The sequence below is a fragment of the Actibacterium ureilyticum genome (genome assembly GCF_002285435.1).
GTDB lineage: Bacteria > Pseudomonadota > Alphaproteobacteria > Rhodobacterales > Rhodobacteraceae > Actibacterium_C > Actibacterium_C ureilyticum.
This window is the reverse complement of the sequence record NZ_NSBT01000026.1, coordinates 527749-543732: the sequence shown is the minus strand read 5'-3', so window position 1 is coordinate 543732 and position 15984 is coordinate 527749. Positions and strand designations below refer to the sequence as shown.

At 67.3% G+C, this 15984-nt stretch carries 16 protein-coding genes; 5 read left to right on the top strand and 11 right to left on the bottom strand.

Annotation, left to right across the window (positions count from 1 at the left end):
- Positions 1-59: 59 nt before the first annotated feature.
- The 3 genes from CLM60_RS11335 to CLM60_RS11325 are packed head-to-tail and all read right to left on the bottom strand — an operon-like array spanning position 60 to position 1838.
- Complete coding sequence (locus tag CLM60_RS11335; protein ID WP_095589239.1) at positions 60-545, bottom strand: GNAT family N-acetyltransferase; 486 nt, start codon at positions 543-545, stop codon at positions 60-62.
- A gap of 1 nt (position 546) precedes the next feature.
- Positions 547-1212, bottom strand: a complete 666-nt coding sequence (locus CLM60_RS11330) for an alpha/beta hydrolase (protein ID WP_095589238.1) — start codon at positions 1210-1212, stop codon at positions 547-549.
- Complete coding sequence (locus CLM60_RS11325) at positions 1209-1838, bottom strand: DNA-3-methyladenine glycosylase family protein (protein ID WP_095589237.1); 630 nt, start codon at positions 1836-1838, stop codon at positions 1209-1211. The genes CLM60_RS11330 and CLM60_RS11325 overlap by 4 nt, the downstream gene beginning before the upstream one ends.
- Positions 1839-1997: 159 nt before the next feature.
- Here CLM60_RS11325 and CLM60_RS11320 point away from each other — a divergent pair, with 159 nt between their 5' ends.
- Positions 1998-3215: an MFS transporter gene (locus CLM60_RS11320; protein WP_095589236.1), complete on the top strand. Its 1218-nt coding sequence runs from the start codon at positions 1998-2000 to the stop codon at positions 3213-3215.
- Between the two features lie 3 nt (positions 3216-3218).
- Here CLM60_RS11320 and CLM60_RS11315 read toward each other — a convergent pair whose 3' ends face one another.
- The 4 genes from CLM60_RS11315 to cysS all read right to left on the bottom strand — a co-directional run bounded on the left by CLM60_RS11315 (position 3219) and on the right by cysS (position 7850).
- The gene (locus CLM60_RS11315; protein ID WP_095589235.1) at positions 3219-3986 is read right to left on the bottom strand and encodes a phytoene/squalene synthase family protein; all 768 of its coding nucleotides are present in this window, start codon (positions 3984-3986) and stop codon (positions 3219-3221) included.
- A complete protein-coding gene (locus CLM60_RS11310) occupies positions 3983-4702 on the bottom strand; it encodes a class I SAM-dependent methyltransferase (RefSeq protein WP_095589234.1) in 720 nt (239 codons plus the stop codon). The genes CLM60_RS11315 and CLM60_RS11310 overlap by 4 nt, the downstream gene beginning before the upstream one ends.
- 3 nt (positions 4703-4705) lie before the next feature.
- Positions 4706-6322 (bottom strand): citramalate synthase, encoded by a 1617-nt coding sequence (gene cimA, locus CLM60_RS11305; protein WP_095589233.1) that lies wholly within the window; start codon positions 6320-6322, stop codon positions 4706-4708.
- A 145-nt stretch (positions 6323-6467) separates the two neighbouring features.
- A complete protein-coding gene (gene cysS, locus CLM60_RS11300) occupies positions 6468-7850 on the bottom strand; it encodes a cysteine--tRNA ligase (RefSeq protein ID WP_095589232.1) in 1383 nt (460 codons plus the stop codon).
- Between the two features lie 264 nt (positions 7851-8114).
- On the opposite strand from cysS, the gene CLM60_RS11295 reads away from it, so the two are divergent.
- Genes CLM60_RS11295 through CLM60_RS11280 form a run of 4 tightly spaced genes read left to right on the top strand, consistent with a single transcriptional unit; the run spans position 8115 to position 11840 of the window.
- Positions 8115-9287 carry a pyridoxal phosphate-dependent aminotransferase gene (locus tag CLM60_RS11295; RefSeq protein WP_095589231.1) on the top strand — a complete coding sequence of 391 codons (1173 nt, stop codon included), beginning with the start codon at positions 8115-8117 and terminating at the stop codon, positions 9285-9287.
- 50 nt (positions 9288-9337) lie between these two features.
- A complete protein-coding gene (locus CLM60_RS11290; protein ID WP_095589230.1) occupies positions 9338-10405 on the top strand; it encodes a bifunctional transcriptional activator/DNA repair enzyme AdaA in 1068 nt (355 codons plus the stop codon).
- Positions 10402-11214 (top strand): isocitrate lyase/PEP mutase family protein, encoded by an 813-nt coding sequence (locus CLM60_RS11285; protein WP_095589229.1) that lies wholly within the window; start codon positions 10402-10404, stop codon positions 11212-11214. The genes CLM60_RS11290 and CLM60_RS11285 overlap by 4 nt, the downstream gene beginning before the upstream one ends.
- Positions 11214-11840: a hypothetical protein gene (locus tag CLM60_RS11280; protein WP_095589228.1), complete on the top strand. Its 627-nt coding sequence runs from the start codon at positions 11214-11216 to the stop codon at positions 11838-11840. Before CLM60_RS11285 ends, CLM60_RS11280 begins: the two co-directional genes overlap by 1 nt.
- Here the strand turns inward: CLM60_RS11280 and CLM60_RS11275 are convergent.
- The 4 genes from CLM60_RS11275 to CLM60_RS11260 form a co-directional block, all read right to left on the bottom strand.
- A complete protein-coding gene (locus tag CLM60_RS11275; RefSeq protein ID WP_095589227.1) occupies positions 11813-12412 on the bottom strand; it encodes an outer membrane protein in 600 nt (199 codons plus the stop codon). The genes CLM60_RS11280 and CLM60_RS11275 overlap by 28 nt on opposite strands.
- A 208-nt stretch (positions 12413-12620) precedes the next feature.
- Positions 12621-14432: an ABC-F family ATP-binding cassette domain-containing protein gene (locus tag CLM60_RS11270; RefSeq protein WP_095589226.1), complete on the bottom strand. Its 1812-nt coding sequence runs from the start codon at positions 14430-14432 to the stop codon at positions 12621-12623.
- A 31-nt stretch (positions 14433-14463) separates the two neighbouring features.
- Positions 14464-14736, bottom strand: a complete 273-nt coding sequence (locus tag CLM60_RS11265) for a DUF6525 family protein (protein WP_095589225.1) — start codon at positions 14734-14736, stop codon at positions 14464-14466.
- Positions 14733-15941 (bottom strand): GTP-binding protein, encoded by a 1209-nt coding sequence (locus CLM60_RS11260; protein WP_095589224.1) that lies wholly within the window; start codon positions 15939-15941, stop codon positions 14733-14735. The genes CLM60_RS11265 and CLM60_RS11260 overlap by 4 nt, the downstream gene beginning before the upstream one ends.
- Between the last annotated feature and the right edge of the window lie 43 nt (positions 15942-15984).

Here is a 15984-nt window from a genome sequence, read left to right as displayed (position 1 = left end):
AAGGCCTAGCGCGATTCCGTAAAGCCTGTGTGACGGTTATCCACAGGCCTGTTTTTTGATCACAATGTGAACATCTTGCAGACCCGGTCCACCGGCGTGCCATCCCGCAGCGGGACGCCTGGGGTCACGTCATGATCCCGAAACCCCATCGCGCTGTAATAGCCCAGCCCAGGCGCGTTATCGGCACGGATCCTGGCCTGAATCCAGGCCACGCCAGCGGCGCGCGCCGCCGCCTCGGTCGCCTGGAAAAGCGCGCGCCCCGCACCCCGCGCGGGCGGATCGCGCCGGGTAAAGCTCGAGATCACGGCACCTTCGGCGGCCATGCCCGGATGACGGCCCAGCCACTGGAACCCCGCGACCTGGCCCGCGTCATCCACCACCACGTGACAGGCAACCATCGTGTCGCCCAGATGTTCCGCCGCAAAGCCCGCATCGTCAAAGGGCAGTTCATAGGCCGTGGTGCCCCCCGCCGCGATGATGTCGTTCATGATCGCGCGCGCGGCAGGCACGTCTTCGCCTGTCATCGGGCGCACGACCCAGCCCATGTCAGAACCCCAGCTTGTCGCGCAGAAATGCCAACGCCACGCCCAGCCCGTCGGGGGCGATGCCATGCGCGGTGCCCTCCATGATATGGGCGAAAACCTCCTTGAAGCCCGCCTCCTGCAACGCCTCGGCCGCTTGCGGCAGCGATTGCACCGGCACCACATCGTCCTGATCGCCATGCACCAGCAGCACCGGCATCCGCGACACGGTCTCGTCGGCCAACAACTCGGGCGACAGCAACCGGCCGGAAAAACAGACCATCCCCGCCAGCGGATCCTCGCGCCGGGGCGCCACGTGCAGGCTCATCATCGTGCCTTGCGAAAAGCCGAACAACGCGACCTGTTCGGGCAGCACATCCTCGTCCACCATCAGCGCATCGAGGTAAGCGTTCAGATCCTCGGCCGCGCGGATCAGGCCTGCCTCGGCCTCTTCCTCGGACGAGCCGTCGATCCAGGGGATCGGGAACCACTGATAGCCGAACGGCATGCCCGGCACCGTTTCCGGCGCGTCGGGCGCCACGAACAACGTGTCGGGCAGATGTTCGGCCAGCGGGTCGGCCAGCCCCATCAGATCCGCCGCATTGGCGCCATAACCATGCAGAAACACCACCACCGACCGGGTCTGGCCCGATACCGGGGCGCGCCGCTCAGATTTCAGAACTCTCGTCATCGGATCCCTTCCCGTTCCTTGGCCACCCGGTAATAGGCCCAGAGCGCGCGCGCCGCAACGCCCCACCAGGGCGACCAGCCCTCGGCCATCGCACGCAGCGCCTTTTCGCTGGGCCGGTCGGGCAGATCGAACAGAATACGCGCGGCCTCCTGCAAGGCCAGATCGCCGGGCGCAAAGACGTCCGCACGGCCCAGGCTGAACATGGCATAGATCTCGGCGGTCCACTGCCCGATCCCCGGCACCTCGACCAATTGCGCGATGACCTCGTCCGTGGGCGCCCCGCGCAGCGCGGCATAGTCGATCCCCGCCCCCGCCAGCGCCTTGGCATAGCGGATCTTCTGCCGGCTCAGCCCACAGGCGCGCAGGTCCTCCTCGCGCGCCCACATCACCTTGCGCGGCCCGGTCAGGCGCGCGGCCTTCAACCGGCCCCAGATCGCATCCGCCGCCGCCACCGAAACCTGCTGGCTGACAATCGCATCCAGCAACGCCGCAAACCCGTCCTTGCGCCGTCTCAGCGGCAACGGCCCGGTCAGATCCAGCGCATGGGCGAAGCGCGGCTCGGCCCGCGCCAGGAACGCCGCGCCCTCGGCCACGCAAGCGGGTGTCTCGATGATCCGGCCCACCATGGCGCCTGCCTTTCTTCTTGGTCCAAATACTCTCGCCGAAGGCGATCCCGTCCCCGCCACCAAAGCGCGCCCTGCATCCCCTGTCACCCCGGAAAACGAGCAAAGGATTGGTACAATTTCGCGCTTTCCCCCGGCTGGCATCGGCGCTATCGCTGGCCCATGACATATATTCAGGAAACCGCAACCGACAGCCGCGCGCGCCGCAATGTGACCGTGCTGGTGCTGGCACAGGCGGTCCTGGGTGCGCAGATGCCGATGATCTTCACCATCGGCGGACTGGCCGGGCAATCGCTGGCCGCCAATGCCTGCTGGGCCACGCTGCCGATTTCGATGATCGTGCTGGCCTCGATGCTGTCGGCCACGCCGATGGCCGCGCTGATGCAGCGGTTCGGCCGCCGCGCGGGGTTCTTCGTCGGGGCGACGGGCGGTGTGCTGGGCGCCGTGATCGGGGCCTATGGGCTCTATCTGGCGAATTTCCACGTATTTCTGGCGGGTTCGTTCCTGACCGGCATCTACATGTCGGCGCATGGCTTCTATCGCTTCGCCGCCGCCGATACCGCGTCCGAGGCGTTCCGCCCCAAGGCGATCTCCTATGTGCTGGCGGGCGGGCTGGCCGCCGCGATCATCGGCCCGCAGCTGGTCAAGGCCACAAGCCAGGCCATGGTGGTGCCGTTCCTGGGCACCTATCTTGCGGTCATCGCGCTGAACCTGCTGGGCATGGTGCTGTTCCTGTTCCTGGACATCCCCACGCCCCCCGCGCCCAGTGCGGACGCCCCCCGGGGCCGCACCCGGCTGGAGCTTTTGCGCACCCCGCGCATTGCGGTCGCGATCATCTGCGCGCTGGTCAGCTATGCGCTGATGAACCTTGTGATGACCTCGACCCCGCTGGCGGTGGTGGGCTGCGGCTTCGACACGGGCGACGCGGCCGATGTGGTCACCGCCCATGTGCTGGCCATGTATGCGCCCAGCTTCTTCACCGGCCACCTGATCGCGCGGTTCGGGACCGAACGCATCATGGGCATCGGGCTGGCGATTCTGGCTGGTGCGGGGCTGGTCGGCCTGTCGGGGGTCGCTCTGGAACATTTCTTCGTGGCCCTTGTCCTGCTGGGCATCGGCTGGAATTTCGGCTTCATCGGCGCGACCACGATGCTGGCCAGCTCTCACGCGCCCGAGGAACGCGGCCGCATCCAGGGCCTCAACGACCTGATCGTGTTCGGCGGGGTGACGCTGGCCTCGCTGTCGTCGGGTGGGTTGATGAATTGCTCGGGCGGCACCGCGCAAGAGGGTTGGGCCGCCGTCAACCTGGCGATGATCCCGCTTCTGGTGCTGGCGGGCGGCGCGCTGATCTGGCTGGTCATGCGCCCGGACGAGGCCTGAGGCCTACCAGCGCCCCAGCAGTGAACGCAGCAACAACGTGCCCCGCCGCCGGTATTCCGGCGCGTGCAGGTCGCCGCCCGCCACGCGGGTCGGGTGCGCGGCGGCTGCTTTCAGGATCCAGTCCGCCTGCCAGCCGGGCAACAAGGCCGGCGCCGCGCTGCGTGGCAGGTCCCGCTTAGCCGCGCGGGCCTTTTGCAGCCGTGTGAGCGCGCGTTCCGCCAGCGCCGCCACAGCCTCGGGACGGCCATCGACCAGTGGGCGGCGACCGCGCGCTTCAAGCTCGGGGATCGCCCGCAGCCAGCCCGCAACGCCTGCGGCATAGGCGGCGTCGCGCACCACATCCTCACCCCGGTCCGCCCCCAAGGCCCGTGCCGCGACCCAGGTCAGATGCCCCGCCGTCGCGTCGATATAGGCGTCGAATGCGCCCTCATCCGCGAACGGGTCGCGATAGACATCCCAGCGCCGCGCCAGCACCAGATCGTCCAGCAGCGCGGTGGCGTCGGCATCCAGCACCCCGGCCAGTGGCGTCGTCACCTCGTGCTTGCGCACCGGGCCGCCCTGCGCGATCTCGTCCAGCGCGTCGCGCCACCATTGCAGGCGCATCTCGGCGATCATCGGCTCGGACGCGACCCAAGGCGCGCGCGCGACTTCCAGGTTGAAAGCGTAAAGCGGAAACAGCACCGCGCGCGCCGCGACCGGCGCGGCCATGGTGGCCAGGAAACGGTCGGGATCGCCCCGGTGGACAAGCTCGGCGCAGGCCTGAACGCTCATGCCAACCGCGCCACGACAAGGTGATAGCCGGTCTGATCGCGCACCTGCCGCCAGGTGTCGATCTCGGCCATGTTCTCGTCCAGAACCGCGCTCATTGCCGCATCGGCATCGGGGCGCAGGGCCGCGATGCGCGCCTCCAGCGGTTGGAAATACGCCTCCCAGCCCGCATCTGCCACGGGGCGGTCGGCCAGAAGCTGAAACCCGGCGGCCTGTGTTTCGGCGCGGATCTGGTCGGGGGGCCGCACGCCATCGAACCCCTGCCAGAAATCCTGTGCCGCTTGCGACGGCGCATCGACGAACCAGCAGGGATAGGAAAACGCCACCACCCCGCGCGGTTTCAATGCGGGGCGAAACAGGGTCAACCCCGCCTGCACGCCGAAGAAATAGAGCGCCCCGGCGCACCAGATCGCATCGAACGGCGCCTGCGGCAGGTCCGCCAGCGCGGCCATGTCGCCCGCAAGGCCGGTGACGCGCGGATCATCGGCAAAGCGTGTGTTCAGCGTGTCGATAAAAGGCGCGTGCGTGTCGACCGCCACGACCTGCGCCCCATGGGCCAACAAGGCGGCCACATCCCCGCCCGGCCCCGACCCGGCATCGCAGATCACCGCACTCGCCGTCAGGCCCGCCTGCCCCAGCGCCCAATCCACGTCATCCGGCGCGCCCGGCCCCTCGCGCGGCAGATCGGCGTGCAGCTTGAAAAACGCGTCCCAATCCACCGCTCAGCCCTTTCCGTCGCGCACCAGTTTCCAGGTGATCGCGTCCAGAAGCGCCTCGAACGAGGCGTCGATTATGTTGGCGCTGACCCCCACGGTGGACCAGCGGTGGCCGTCGCCATCCTCGCTGTCGATGATGACGCGGGTCACGGCCTCGGTCCCGCCATTGGTGATGCGGACCTTGAAATCGACCAGTTTCATGTCGTCGATCACGTCCTGATAAGGGCCCAGATCCTTGGCCAGCGCCTTGGACAGCGCGTTTACCGGGCCGCGGTCGCTGCCGGTTTCATCCAGGCTTTCGCTGACGCTCAGCTTCTTTTCACCGTCGATCTTCACCACCACGACCGCCTCGGACAGGCTGACCATCTGGTTGTACTTGTTCTTGCGCCGCTCGACCGTCACCTTATAGCGCTTGACCTCGAAGAAACGCGGCAACTGGCCCAGCGCGTCGCGCGCCAGCAGCTCGAAGCTGGCCTGCGCGCTGTCATAGGAATAGCCCGCCGCCTCGCGCGTCTTGATCCGATCCAGGATCAGGCCCAGCGCCGGGTCGTCCTTGGCCACGCTCAACCCGGCCTCGGCCAGGCGTTTGCGCAGGTTCGACTGCCCCGCCTGGTTCGACATCGGGATGATGCGCGCATTGCCCACGACGGCCGGGTCGACATGTTCGTATGTGCTGGGATCCTTCAGGATCGCGCTGGCATGCAGCCCCGCCTTGTGCGCAAAGGCCGAGGCGCCGACATAGGGCGCGCTTTTGGTGGGCACTCGGTTCAGGATGTCGTCCAATATGCGCGAGGCCCGCGTCAGCCCCGCCAGCGCGTCCCGCGTGACGCCGGTCTCATAGCGGCTGGCATAGGGTTCCTTCAGCAGCAGCGTGGGGATCAGCGTGACCAGATTGGCGTTGCCGCAGCGTTCGCCCAGCCCGTTCAGGGTGCCCTGAATCTGCCGCGCGCCCGCATCGACCGCGGCCAGGGAACTGGCCACCGCATTGCCGGTGTCGTTGTGGGTGTGGATGCCCAGATGGTCGCCCGGAATCCCTGCGTCGATCACCGCCTTGGTGATCGCGTGCACCTCGGCCGGCAGGGTGCCGCCATTGGTGTCGCACAGCACGACCCAGCGCGCGCCGGCGTCATATGCCGCGCGGCAGCAGGCCAGCGCATAATCGGGATTGGCCTTGTAGCCGTCGAAGAAATGCTCGGCATCGAAGAGCGCCTCGCGCCCCAGCGCCACCAGATGCCCGACCGAGGCGCGGATGTTCTCCAGATTCTCGTCCAGCGTGATGCCCAGCGCCGTGGTCACGTGGAAATCATGGGTCTTGCCCACCAGACAGACGGCGGGGGTGTTGGCATTGACGACGGCGGCCAGCACCTCGTCGTTATCCGCACTGCGCCCGGCGCGCTTGGTCATGCCAAAGGCGGTAAAGGTCGCGCGGGTTTCGGGGGGCTGCTCGAAAAACTCGCTGTCGGTGGGGTTCGCGCCGGGCCAGCCGCCCTCGATATAGTCAATGCCCAGCCGGTCCAGCGTTTGGGCGATCTGGTGCTTTTCGGGGGTCGAGAATTGCACCCCTTGGGTCTGCTGCCCGTCGCGCAGGGTGGTGTCGAACAGATAGAGGCGTTCCCTGGTCATGCCGCGCGCCCCCTGTCCGCTTGCCCCCGCCCGGATCGCTTGCGAGCCGGGCAGCGCCCGTCCCGCCCCCCACGGGGCGGGCGCTTCTCGCCCACCCCGCCGGGCCGGGCGCCGCCCTGTGTTTCGAGATGTTCAACCAGAGGCGTCATTTCAGGGCCTCCAGTTTGGCGGGATCGAAATCGTCGGAATATTCCCATGCGATGTTCTGATCTGCGGTATCGAGCACTTTTACCCCGACCCCTTCCAATTCGTCGCGAATTGCATCGGCCAAAGCGAAATCCTTGCTTATTCGTGCTTCCCGTCTTTTCAGCAACCGATCTATAATTAGTTTCTTGCTCTGCTCATCAATTTCCGGGCCTTGATCGATCTCCCAACCGCCCAGTTCGCCCGTCAACAGCCCCAGCAACGCGGCAGACGCTTTTAACGTTATCCTATCACCCACGGCCGCCAGCCGGTGAAGCTCCGCGACCGCGCCCGGCGTGTTGAGATCGTCGGCCAGCGCGGACAGAACACCGGCAGAGACGTCACCGCCATACAGACCATCGGTCATGCTGCGCCACTTGCGCAGCGTCGCCTCAGCTTCCTGCCGCTTCTTCTCTGTCCAATCCATCGGCTTGCGGTAATGGGTCGACAGGAAGACGAACCGGATCACCTCGCCCGGAACCCCCTGCTCCAACAGGTCATGCACGGTGAAGAAATTGCCCAGGGATTTGGACATCTTCTTGCCCTCGACCTGCAGCATCTCGTTGTGCAGCCAGACATTGGCAAAGCCGCCCTCGGGGTGGGCGCAGCAGGATTGGGCGATCTCGTTCTCGTGGTGCGGGAACATCAGGTCGTTGCCACCGCCGTGGATGTCGAAACTGGCGCCCAGCAGTTCGTAGGACATGGCCGAGCATTCGATATGCCAGCCGGGCCGCCCCCGGCCCCAGGGACTGTCCCAGCCCGGCAGGTCGTCGGTCGACGGTTTCCACAGCACGAAATCCATCGGGTTGCGCTTATAGGGCGCGACCTCGACCCGGGCACCGGCGATCATGTCGTCGACCGTCCGGCCCGACAAAGCGCCGTAATCCTTGTAGCTGTCGACCGCGAACAGCACATGCCCCTCGGCCTCGTACGCGTGGCCATCGGCGATCAGCTTTTCGATCATCGCCACCATCTGGGGAATGTATTGCGTGGCGCGGGGCATCTCGTCAGGCTCCAGCGCGCCAAGTGCGGCCATGTCATCCAGAAACCATTGCGTGGTCTCGGCCGTGATCTCGGCAATCGGGCGACCGCTCTCAGTCGCACGCGCGTTGATCTTGTCGTCCACGTCGGTGAAATTGCGCACATAGGTCACGTGCTCGGGCCCATAGACATGGCGCAGCAGACGATAGAGCACGTCGAACACCACCACGGGCCGCGCATTGCCCAGATGCGCCCGGTCGTAAACCGTGGGCCCGCAGACATACATGCGCACATTGTCCGGGTCGATGGGCGCAAAGACCTCTTTCTTGCGGGTCCTGGTGTTGTGCAACCTGATCTCGGTCATGGGTCTATCCTTCGCGCGCGTCCTCGCGGGCGGGCTTTAGCAACTTAACCAAGGTTTGGAAACAGATGACCGGCCCGCCTGACGATGTCAGCAGGTAATGCAGCAGATGATGTTGGTGCCACGGGTCATGTGCCGGGCTATAGCACGCGGCGCGCGCCCCGCCAAGCCCGGTCATCACGTGGCGGAATGGCCGCGATCACATCGCTTGAATTGACGCCCCCGCAGACCCGTGGGAAGGGTACACCAAAGGACCAGAGGGATATCATGCAGCTTTCGGAACGTATCACGCACCTGACCCCGGACGGCACGGGCGGCTGGGGGCTTTATTTTCGCGCCCGCGCCATGGCCGATGCGGGCGAGCGGATCGTCGAACTGACCGTGGGCGAGCCCGACGCGCGCACCCATGACGATATCCTGGCCGAGATGCACCGCGCCGCGATGGCCGGGCACACCGGCTATGCCGCCATTCCCGGCACGCCCGAACTGCGCCAACAGATCGCGGCCCGCGTCAGCGCCCGCACCGGGCTGGCCACCGCGCCGGAAAACGTGCTGGTGACCGCCGGTGGACAGGGCGCGCTTTTCGCCGCGCATATGGCGGTTTGCGATCCGGGCGACACCGCGCTTTACATCGATCCCTATTACGCGACCTATCCCGGCACGATCCGGGGCGTGGGCGCGGTGGCCCATCCCGTGACGGCGCGGGCCGAAGCGGGCTTTCTGCCCCGCCCCGCCGATCTTGACGCCGCCGCGCGCGAAACCGGCGCGGTGTCGCTTCTGATCAACAGCCCCAACAACCCCACCGGCGTGCTTTACGACGCGGCCACGCTGCAGGGCATCGCCGATGTGGCGCAGGCGCGCGATCTTTGGCTGATCTCGGACGAGGTCTATGACACCCAGGTCTGGGACGGCACCCATATCAGCCCGCGCACCCTGCCCGGCATGGCCGAGCGCACGCTGGTCATCGGCTCGCTGTCGAAAAGCCACGCGATGACGGGCTCGCGTCTGGGCTGGGTCGTGGGGCCGGCGGATGTGGTCGCTCGGATGTCGAACCTGTCGACCCATACCACCTATGGCGTACCGGGCTTCATCCAGGACGCGGGGCTTTACGCGCTGCGGTCCGATCTGGAGGCCCGCGTCGCCGCCCCCTTCCGGCGCCGCCGGGATCTGGTGCTGGGCCTGCTGGCCGATCACACCGTCCCCCGCGCGGTCCTGCCGCAGGGGGCGATGTATGTCGTGCTGGATATCCGCGCCACGGGCCTGTCGGGCAATGCCTTTGCCGAGGCGCTGCTGGCCGAGGAAAAGATCGCCGTCATGCCGGGCGAAAGTTTTGGCCGCGCGGCGGCGGGCCATATCCGCGTGGCCCTGACAGTGGAGGACGCGGTGCTGGCCGATGCGGTGGCCCGCATCATCCGCTTTGCCCAGGCCCGCCGGAAATAGACGCCCGAAATCCGGCGGCATCGCGGTCGCGATTGGGCTAGGCTGGCGTCATGTTCGACAGCCTGCCCGATTCCGACACGCTCTATCAGGCGCTTCTGGCCCGCGATGCGGGGTTTGACGGGCGTGCCTATGTGGGCGTGACCACGACCGGCATCTTTTGCCGCCTGACCTGCCCCGCGCGCAAACCCCGGCCCGAGAATTGCCGGTTCTTCGACTCTGTCGCGGCCTGTCTCGGCGCGGGTTTTCGCCCCTGCAAACGCTGCACGCCGCTGACCCCGCAGGCTGAGGCCGATCCGTTAGTTGCGCGGCTGCTGGACGCTTTGGACGACGCCCCCGCCCGCCGCTGGCGCGAGGCGGATATCAGCGCGATGGGGATCGACCCGTCCACCGCGCGCCGCGCGTTCCGGCGGCAATTCGGCATGACATTTCTGGAAATGGCCCGCCAGCGGCGGCTGGCGCAGGGGTTTACCACGCTGGCCCAGGGCGGCCGGGTGATCGACGCGCAGATGATGGCCGAATTCGACTCGCCCAGTGCGTTTCGCGCGGCCTTTGCCCGGCTGATGGGTCAGGCCCCGGGGGCATTCCGCGCGGGGGCGCTGATGCGCGCCGACTGGATCGCGACGCCCTTGGGGCCGATGGTGGCGGTCAGCGATGCCCACGCGCTCCACCTGTTGGAATTTGCCGACCGCAAGGCGCTGCCCGCCGAGCTGAAGAGCCTCGCCACGCAGAACCCCGGCGGGATCGGCATCGGGGCCAGCGGGCCGACCGAACAGGTGCGCGCCGAGCTGGACCGTTTCTTTGCCGGGACCAGCGCGCGGTTCGACGTGCCCGTGGCGCTGTCTGGCAGCGCCTTTACCCGACAGGTCTGGACCGAACTGCGCCAGATCCCCGCCGGGCAAACCCGCAGCTACAGCGATCTGGCCCGCGCCATCGGCCGCCCCAGCGCCACCCGCGCCGTCGCGCGCGCAAATGGCGCCAACGTGCTGGCGCTGGTGGTGCCGTGCCACCGTGTGCTGGGGGCGGATGGATCGCTGACCGGCTATGGCGGCGGGCTGTGGCGCAAGCAGCGCCTGATCGAGCTGGAACGACACTACGCAACAGAGGAGGCCCCGACATGAACTGCGATATCGGCGCAGATTTCCGCGCCCTGCACCGCCCCGGCGACCCGTTCATCCTGGCCAATGCCTGGGATGCGGGATCGGCCAAGATGCTGGCCGCGATGGGCGCGCAGGCCATCGGCACCTCGTCCGCCGCGCATGCCTTTACCCTGGGCCGCCCCGATATGGGCCATGTCACCCGGGACGAGGCGCTGGCCCATGCCCAGACCCTTGTCAGCGCGGTGAATGTCCCGGTGTCCGGCGATTTCGAGAATGGCTTTGGCGAGGCGCCCGAGACCGTGGCCGACACCGTCCGCCTGTCATTCGAGGCCGGTCTGGCGGGCATTTCGATCGAGGATACGGCCCTGCCCAATGACGCGCCCTATGACCGGACCCTGGCGACCGCGCGTATCCGGGCGGCGGCGGCAGCGGCCCGCGCCCTGCCCGGCGATTTCGTGCTGGTGGCGCGCGCCGACGGGATCATGAATGGCCACTATGACATCGACGAGGCGCTGGCCCGGTTGCAGGCGTTCGATCAGGCCGGGGCCGATTGCCTTTATGCGCCGCTGCCGGTCAGTTTCGACGACCTGCGCCGGATCTGCGCCGCGACCGACAAGCCGGTGAACGCGTTGGCGGCGGGCCGCTATACCGGGTTCACAAGGGCGAATTTCGCGACGGCGGGGGTGGCGCGCATCTCGCTCGGCTCCGCGCTGGCGCGGGTCACGCACAAGGCGATCCATGACGCCGCGCAGGCGATGTTCGGCGCGGGCGATTTCACCCCGCTGGGCGCGGGCATGCCCGGCGCGGCGGTTGACGCGTTGCTGGGCTGATGGCGCGGCAGAACCGCGTCACGCCCGAGGGCGCGTTCATCGCCTCACCCGCGCGCGGCACGCTGATGGGCAATCGCGGCATCCTGCACGATGCGCAGGGGCGGCTGGGCACTGCGCGCTGGCGGCACAAGGCCTGGATCTGCTGCGTGCTGCGCTTTCGCGGGCGGCATCGTCAGATCATGCAACCCAACCGCTATACCGAGCTGTTTTTCCTGGACGAGGCCGTGGCGCTGGCCGCCGGGCACCGGCCCTGTGCCGAATGCCGACGGGCGGATTTCAACGCCTATCGCGCCACATGGCCCGGCACGCCGCGTGCCCCCGAGATGGATGCCGAACTGCACCGCCACCGGATCGGCCCGGGATCGCGGCTTGTGCGGCCGCACCGGGGCGATTTCGCGGACCTGCCCGATGGGGCGTTTGTCAGGATGGGGGATGCGTGCCTGTTGGTGCGGGGCGATGCGCTGTGGCCTTACGCGCCCACAGGCTATGGGCCCGCCCGGCCCAGACCGAAAACGGGCGGCGTGGCCGTTCTGACCCCGCCGCCCAATCTTTGCGCGTTGCGGGCGGGGTATGCCCCCGCCCTGCATTGGTCAGCGGATCAGAACCGCCAGGACACGCGCGCCTGAAGCGTCGTGGCTTCGATGTCGACATCGGTGTCATCGAAATCGTCGAACTCGTGGTACAGCAGCTCGCCGCCGACGGTCACGTTGTCGGTCACGAAGCGTTCGGCACCCACACCGACGAAATAGCCCTGGTCGTCGAAGCTGTCGCCGCCCAGATCGGCATCGGCCCAGGCCAGACCGGTGGTACCATAGACCAGCGTGTCGCCCAGATCGTAACCGCCCCGGACCTTCAGGCGCAGCACGTCGTTCAGATCGCCCGCATCGTCGCTCAGGTCGATATCGGCGGAATCATAGTCGAGCGCGCCACCCAGAACCCAGTTGCCAAAGTCGAAATCGTAACCGGCGTGCAGACCGCCGATGGCGCCGTCGCCATCGACATCGGCCGCGCCGCTGGTATTCAGATCGCCATAGCCCAGCTGGCCACCGACATAGCCGCCGGTCCAGTCACGGCCGGCAAAGGCCGGGGCCGGTGCGGGGGCGACGGTGGGTTCGACAGGCGCCGGATCGATGCTGCCGGCAAAGGCCGCAGGCGCGGTGAAGGCTGCAAGAACCATCAGGGAAGTGAGCGTTTTCATTGAGATCTCCTTTTCCGGCATTGCGCCGGCTTGCTCGAATTGGGCCGGATTTCTGTCGGCCGCTGCACCACAGCTAGGAGTTGCTGCGGCGCATACAAGGGGCGCAGCACAAACCGGCAAGAACGCGCTAAAGGGCTGTTTTTAAACCGGCATTTTCCCGCCTACGGGGTACAAATCACCGTGTTGTGATGGAACCGGCGCGACGGATTCAGCGTTCCGCCTTTTCGGCAAGCACCAGCCATTCCTCTTCGGCCGCCGCCAGCGCCTGTTGCCGCTGCGCCAACCCTTCCGACGCCTTGCGGAATTTCACCGGCTCGGCCGTGAAAAGGTCGGGCGCGGACAGGAACTCTTCCAGCTTGGCGATTTCGGCCTCCAGCCGCGCGATCTCGTCGGGCAGCGCGTCGAGCCGGTGCTTTTCGGTAAAGCTGAGGCCCGATGCCGCTTCTTTCGCCTTGGGCGCGGGCTTGTCGCGGGGGGTGTCGGGCTTGTCCTTGACCGGCGGCGCGGTCATGTCCTGCCGCTGCGCCTGATAGTCGCTCCAGCCGCCGGCATAGACGATGGCGCGGCCGTCGCCCTCCATCGCGATCGTCGTGCTGACGACACGGTCTAGGAAATCGCGGTCGTGGCTGACCAGCAGCACGGTGCCGTCATAATCGCCCAGCAGGTCCTGCAACAGATCCAGCGTTTCCACATCCAGATCGTTCGTCGGTTCGTCCAGCACCAACAGGTTGCTTTCCCGCGCCATGATGCGCGCCAGCAGCAGCCGCGCCTTTTCCCCACCCGACAGCGACCGAACAGGCGCGCGCGCCTGTGCCTCGTCGAACAGGAAATCCTTCAGATACCCCACCACATGGCGCGGCGCGCCGCGTACCATCACCTGATCCGACCTGCCCGACACCGCCATGTCGGGATCGCCGGTCAGGCTTTCCCACAGGCTTTGATCGGGGTTCAGCGCGCTGCGGTTCTGATCGAACACCGCCATTTGCAGGTTGGTGCCCAGCACCACCTCGCCCGTGTCCGGGGCCAGCTCGCCGGTCAGCATCTTCAGCAGCGTGGTCTTGCCCACACCATTGGGGCCGACGAAACCCACCCGGTCGCCGCGCAGGATGCGCAGGTCAAAGGGCTTCAGGATCAACTTGTCGCCGTAAGCTTTTGATATCCCGCGCGCTTCGATCACCCGCTTGCCTGATTTCTGACCCGATTCCAGCGCCATATCGGCGGCGCCCTGGCGGCGGATCATGCCCGCGCGTTCGGCCCGCAGATCCTGCAACGCGCGCACCCGGCCCTGATTGCGCTTGCGCCGGGCGCTGATGCCTTCGACGGCCCATCGCGCCTCGGCCTTGATCTTGCGGTCCATCTTGTGGCGGGCGATGTCCTCGTCCGCCCAGACCTTGTCGCGCCATTCCTCGAAATGGGCAAAGCCGCGATCCTGCCGCCGCACCTGCCCGCGGTCGACCCACAGGGTGGCGCGGGTCAGCGCGCGCAGAAAGGCGCGGTCGTGGCTGATCAGCACAAAGCCCGAGCGGGTTTCGGAAAGCTGCTGTTCCAGCCAGGCGATGGCCTCGATATCCAGATGGTTCGTGGGCTCGTCCAGCAGCATCAGCTCGGGCGCCTCGGCCATCAGCTTGGCCAGCGCCGCGCGCCGCCGTTCCCCGCCCGAGGCCGCGCCGACGGGCGTGTCGGGGTTGAATTTCAGCCCCTCGGCCGCCATCGCCACGCGATATTCCTCGCCCACGGCCAGGCCGCTGGCGGCAAACTCGCCCAGCGTGGCAAAGCCGCTCAGATCCGGGTGCTGATCCATATAGCCGACCTGCACACCCGGCGACAGCACACGCGCGCCGCGATCGGGCTCGACGAGCCCCGCCATCACCTTCATCAGCGTGGATTTGCCCGAGCCGTTGCGCCCCACCAGCGCCACCCGGTCGCCGGGCTGCACCACCAGGTCGAGCGCATCGAAAACGGGATCGCCCCCGAAGGTCAGGGAAATGTCGGACAGTTGCAGAAGCGGTGTACGGGCCATGCGCGCGGGCTAGCCGTTGGCGCGGGCAAGGTCAATGGGGCGCGGGATAGCCTGCGCCCCAGGTCGCCGCCGCATCGCGCCGCAGCGCGCGGGCCTGCGCCCGATCCAGCCGTTCCAGCGCCCGACCCGCGTCGCCGCCACAGTCGCGCAACGCCCGCGCCCACAGCCGCTCGACGCGCGCCACGCTCCATGGCAGGGCGGCCTGTTGCAGCCAGCGGCGCAGGTCGGGCGGCAGCCGGTCATAGCGCGCGATGGGCGCCGCCCGCCGCCGCCGCAGGCCCGCGCGCAGGTTGCGCCGGCTCATGCCGCGGCCCCGTTGCGCCAGCTTGGAAACGGGTCGGCCAGATCGGTCCAGGCCTCGGGCGTGAAACCGGCGGCGGGCAACAGGCAGGCATCGAGCGCCCGGGTGATCGCCGCACGGTCCATCCCCGCCCCAATGAAGACCAGCTCCTGCCGGCGGTCGCCCCAGGGTTCGGCCCAGTGCTGTTTCATATGCGCGACAATCTCGGGATCGGCGGGCCAGCGTTCGCGCGGCACCGCCGCCCACCAGCCGCCCAGCGGCGCCACCGATGACAGCGCCCCCGCCAGGCTGAATTCGGCCACCCAGTTGGGCCGCGTCGCAATCCAGAAATGCCCCTTGGCCCGGATCACCCCCGGCAGCGGCCCGTTCAGCACCCCGTGCAGCGCGCCGGGGTCGAACGGCCGCCGCGCGCGATAGACGAAGGACGAGATGCCGTATTCCTCGGTCTCGGGGACATGGTCGGTGAACCCGTAAAGCTCCTGCGCCCAGAACGGGTGTTCATGCGCCTTGTCGAAATCGAACAGCCCGGTGTCGAAAATCAGATCATTGCCGACGCGGGAAAAGTCGGTCTCGACCAGCCGGGCCGAGGGGTTCAGCGACTTGATGATCTTGCGCGCCGCATCCAGCCGGTCGGGCCCCGCCGCGCCGATCTTGTTCAGGACGATCACATCGGCGAATTCGATCTGGTCGGTCAGCAGATGGACCAGATTGCGCTCGTCCCCCTCGCCCAATGTCTCGCCCCGGTCCGCCAGCGCGTCATGCGAGGCGAAATCATGCAGCAGGTTGACCGCATCGACCACCGTCACCATCGTGTCGAGGCGGGCCAGATCGGACAGGCTGTCGCCGTTTTCATCGCGAAAGACGAAGGTGGCGGCCACCGGCATCGGCTCGGCAATCCCGGTCGATTCGATCAGCAGGTAATCGAAGCGCCCCGCCTCGGCCAGGCGGCGGACCTCTTGCAGCAGATCGTCGCGCAGGGTGCAGCAGATGCAGCCATTGGTCATCTCGACCAGCTTCTCTTCGCCCCGGCGCAGATCGACGCCGGCCTCGATCAGGTCGGAATCGATGTTCACCTCGGACATGTCGTTGACGATCACCGCGACCCGCAGACCGTCGCGATTGTTCAGCACATGGTTCATCAGCGTCGTCTTGCCCGCGCCGAGAAAGCCGGAAAGAACGGTGACGGGCAGCCTTGTGTCGTTGGGCATGGGAACCTCTTTTACAGATATGTTATATCATAACATACTGATT

Coding starts and splice junctions, on each gene's coding strand:
- cimA (WP_095589233.1), bottom strand. CDS start 6,322: ATGACCAGGGAACGCCTCTATCTGTTCGACACCACCCTGCGCGACGGG.
- CLM60_RS11330 (WP_095589238.1), bottom strand. CDS start 1,212: ATGACGAGAGTTCTGAAATCTGAGCGGCGCGCCCCGGTATCGGGCCAG.
- CLM60_RS11315 (WP_095589235.1), bottom strand. CDS start 3,986: ATGAGCGTTCAGGCCTGCGCCGAGCTTGTCCACCGGGGCGATCCCGAC.
- CLM60_RS11275 (WP_095589227.1), bottom strand. CDS start 12,412: ATGAAAACGCTCACTTCCCTGATGGTTCTTGCAGCCTTCACCGCGCCT.
- CLM60_RS11260 (WP_095589224.1), bottom strand. CDS start 15,941: ATGCCCAACGACACAAGGCTGCCCGTCACCGTTCTTTCCGGCTTTCTC.
- CLM60_RS11270 (WP_095589226.1), bottom strand. CDS start 14,432: ATGGCCCGTACACCGCTTCTGCAACTGTCCGACATTTCCCTGACCTTC.
- CLM60_RS11325 (WP_095589237.1), bottom strand. CDS start 1,838: ATGGTGGGCCGGATCATCGAGACACCCGCTTGCGTGGCCGAGGGCGCG.
- CLM60_RS11285 (WP_095589229.1), top strand. CDS start 10,402: ATGAACTGCGATATCGGCGCAGATTTCCGCGCCCTGCACCGCCCCGGC.
- CLM60_RS11265 (WP_095589225.1), bottom strand. CDS start 14,736: ATGAGCCGGCGCAACCTGCGCGCGGGCCTGCGGCGGCGGCGGGCGGCG.
- CLM60_RS11335 (WP_095589239.1), bottom strand. CDS start 545: ATGGGCTGGGTCGTGCGCCCGATGACAGGCGAAGACGTGCCTGCCGCG.
- CLM60_RS11295 (WP_095589231.1), top strand. CDS start 8,115: ATGCAGCTTTCGGAACGTATCACGCACCTGACCCCGGACGGCACGGGC.
- CLM60_RS11280 (WP_095589228.1), top strand. CDS start 11,214: ATGGCGCGGCAGAACCGCGTCACGCCCGAGGGCGCGTTCATCGCCTCA.
- cysS (WP_095589232.1), bottom strand. CDS start 7,850: ATGACCGAGATCAGGTTGCACAACACCAGGACCCGCAAGAAAGAGGTC.
- CLM60_RS11290 (WP_095589230.1), top strand. CDS start 9,338: ATGTTCGACAGCCTGCCCGATTCCGACACGCTCTATCAGGCGCTTCTG.
- CLM60_RS11320 (WP_095589236.1), top strand. CDS start 1,998: ATGACATATATTCAGGAAACCGCAACCGACAGCCGCGCGCGCCGCAAT.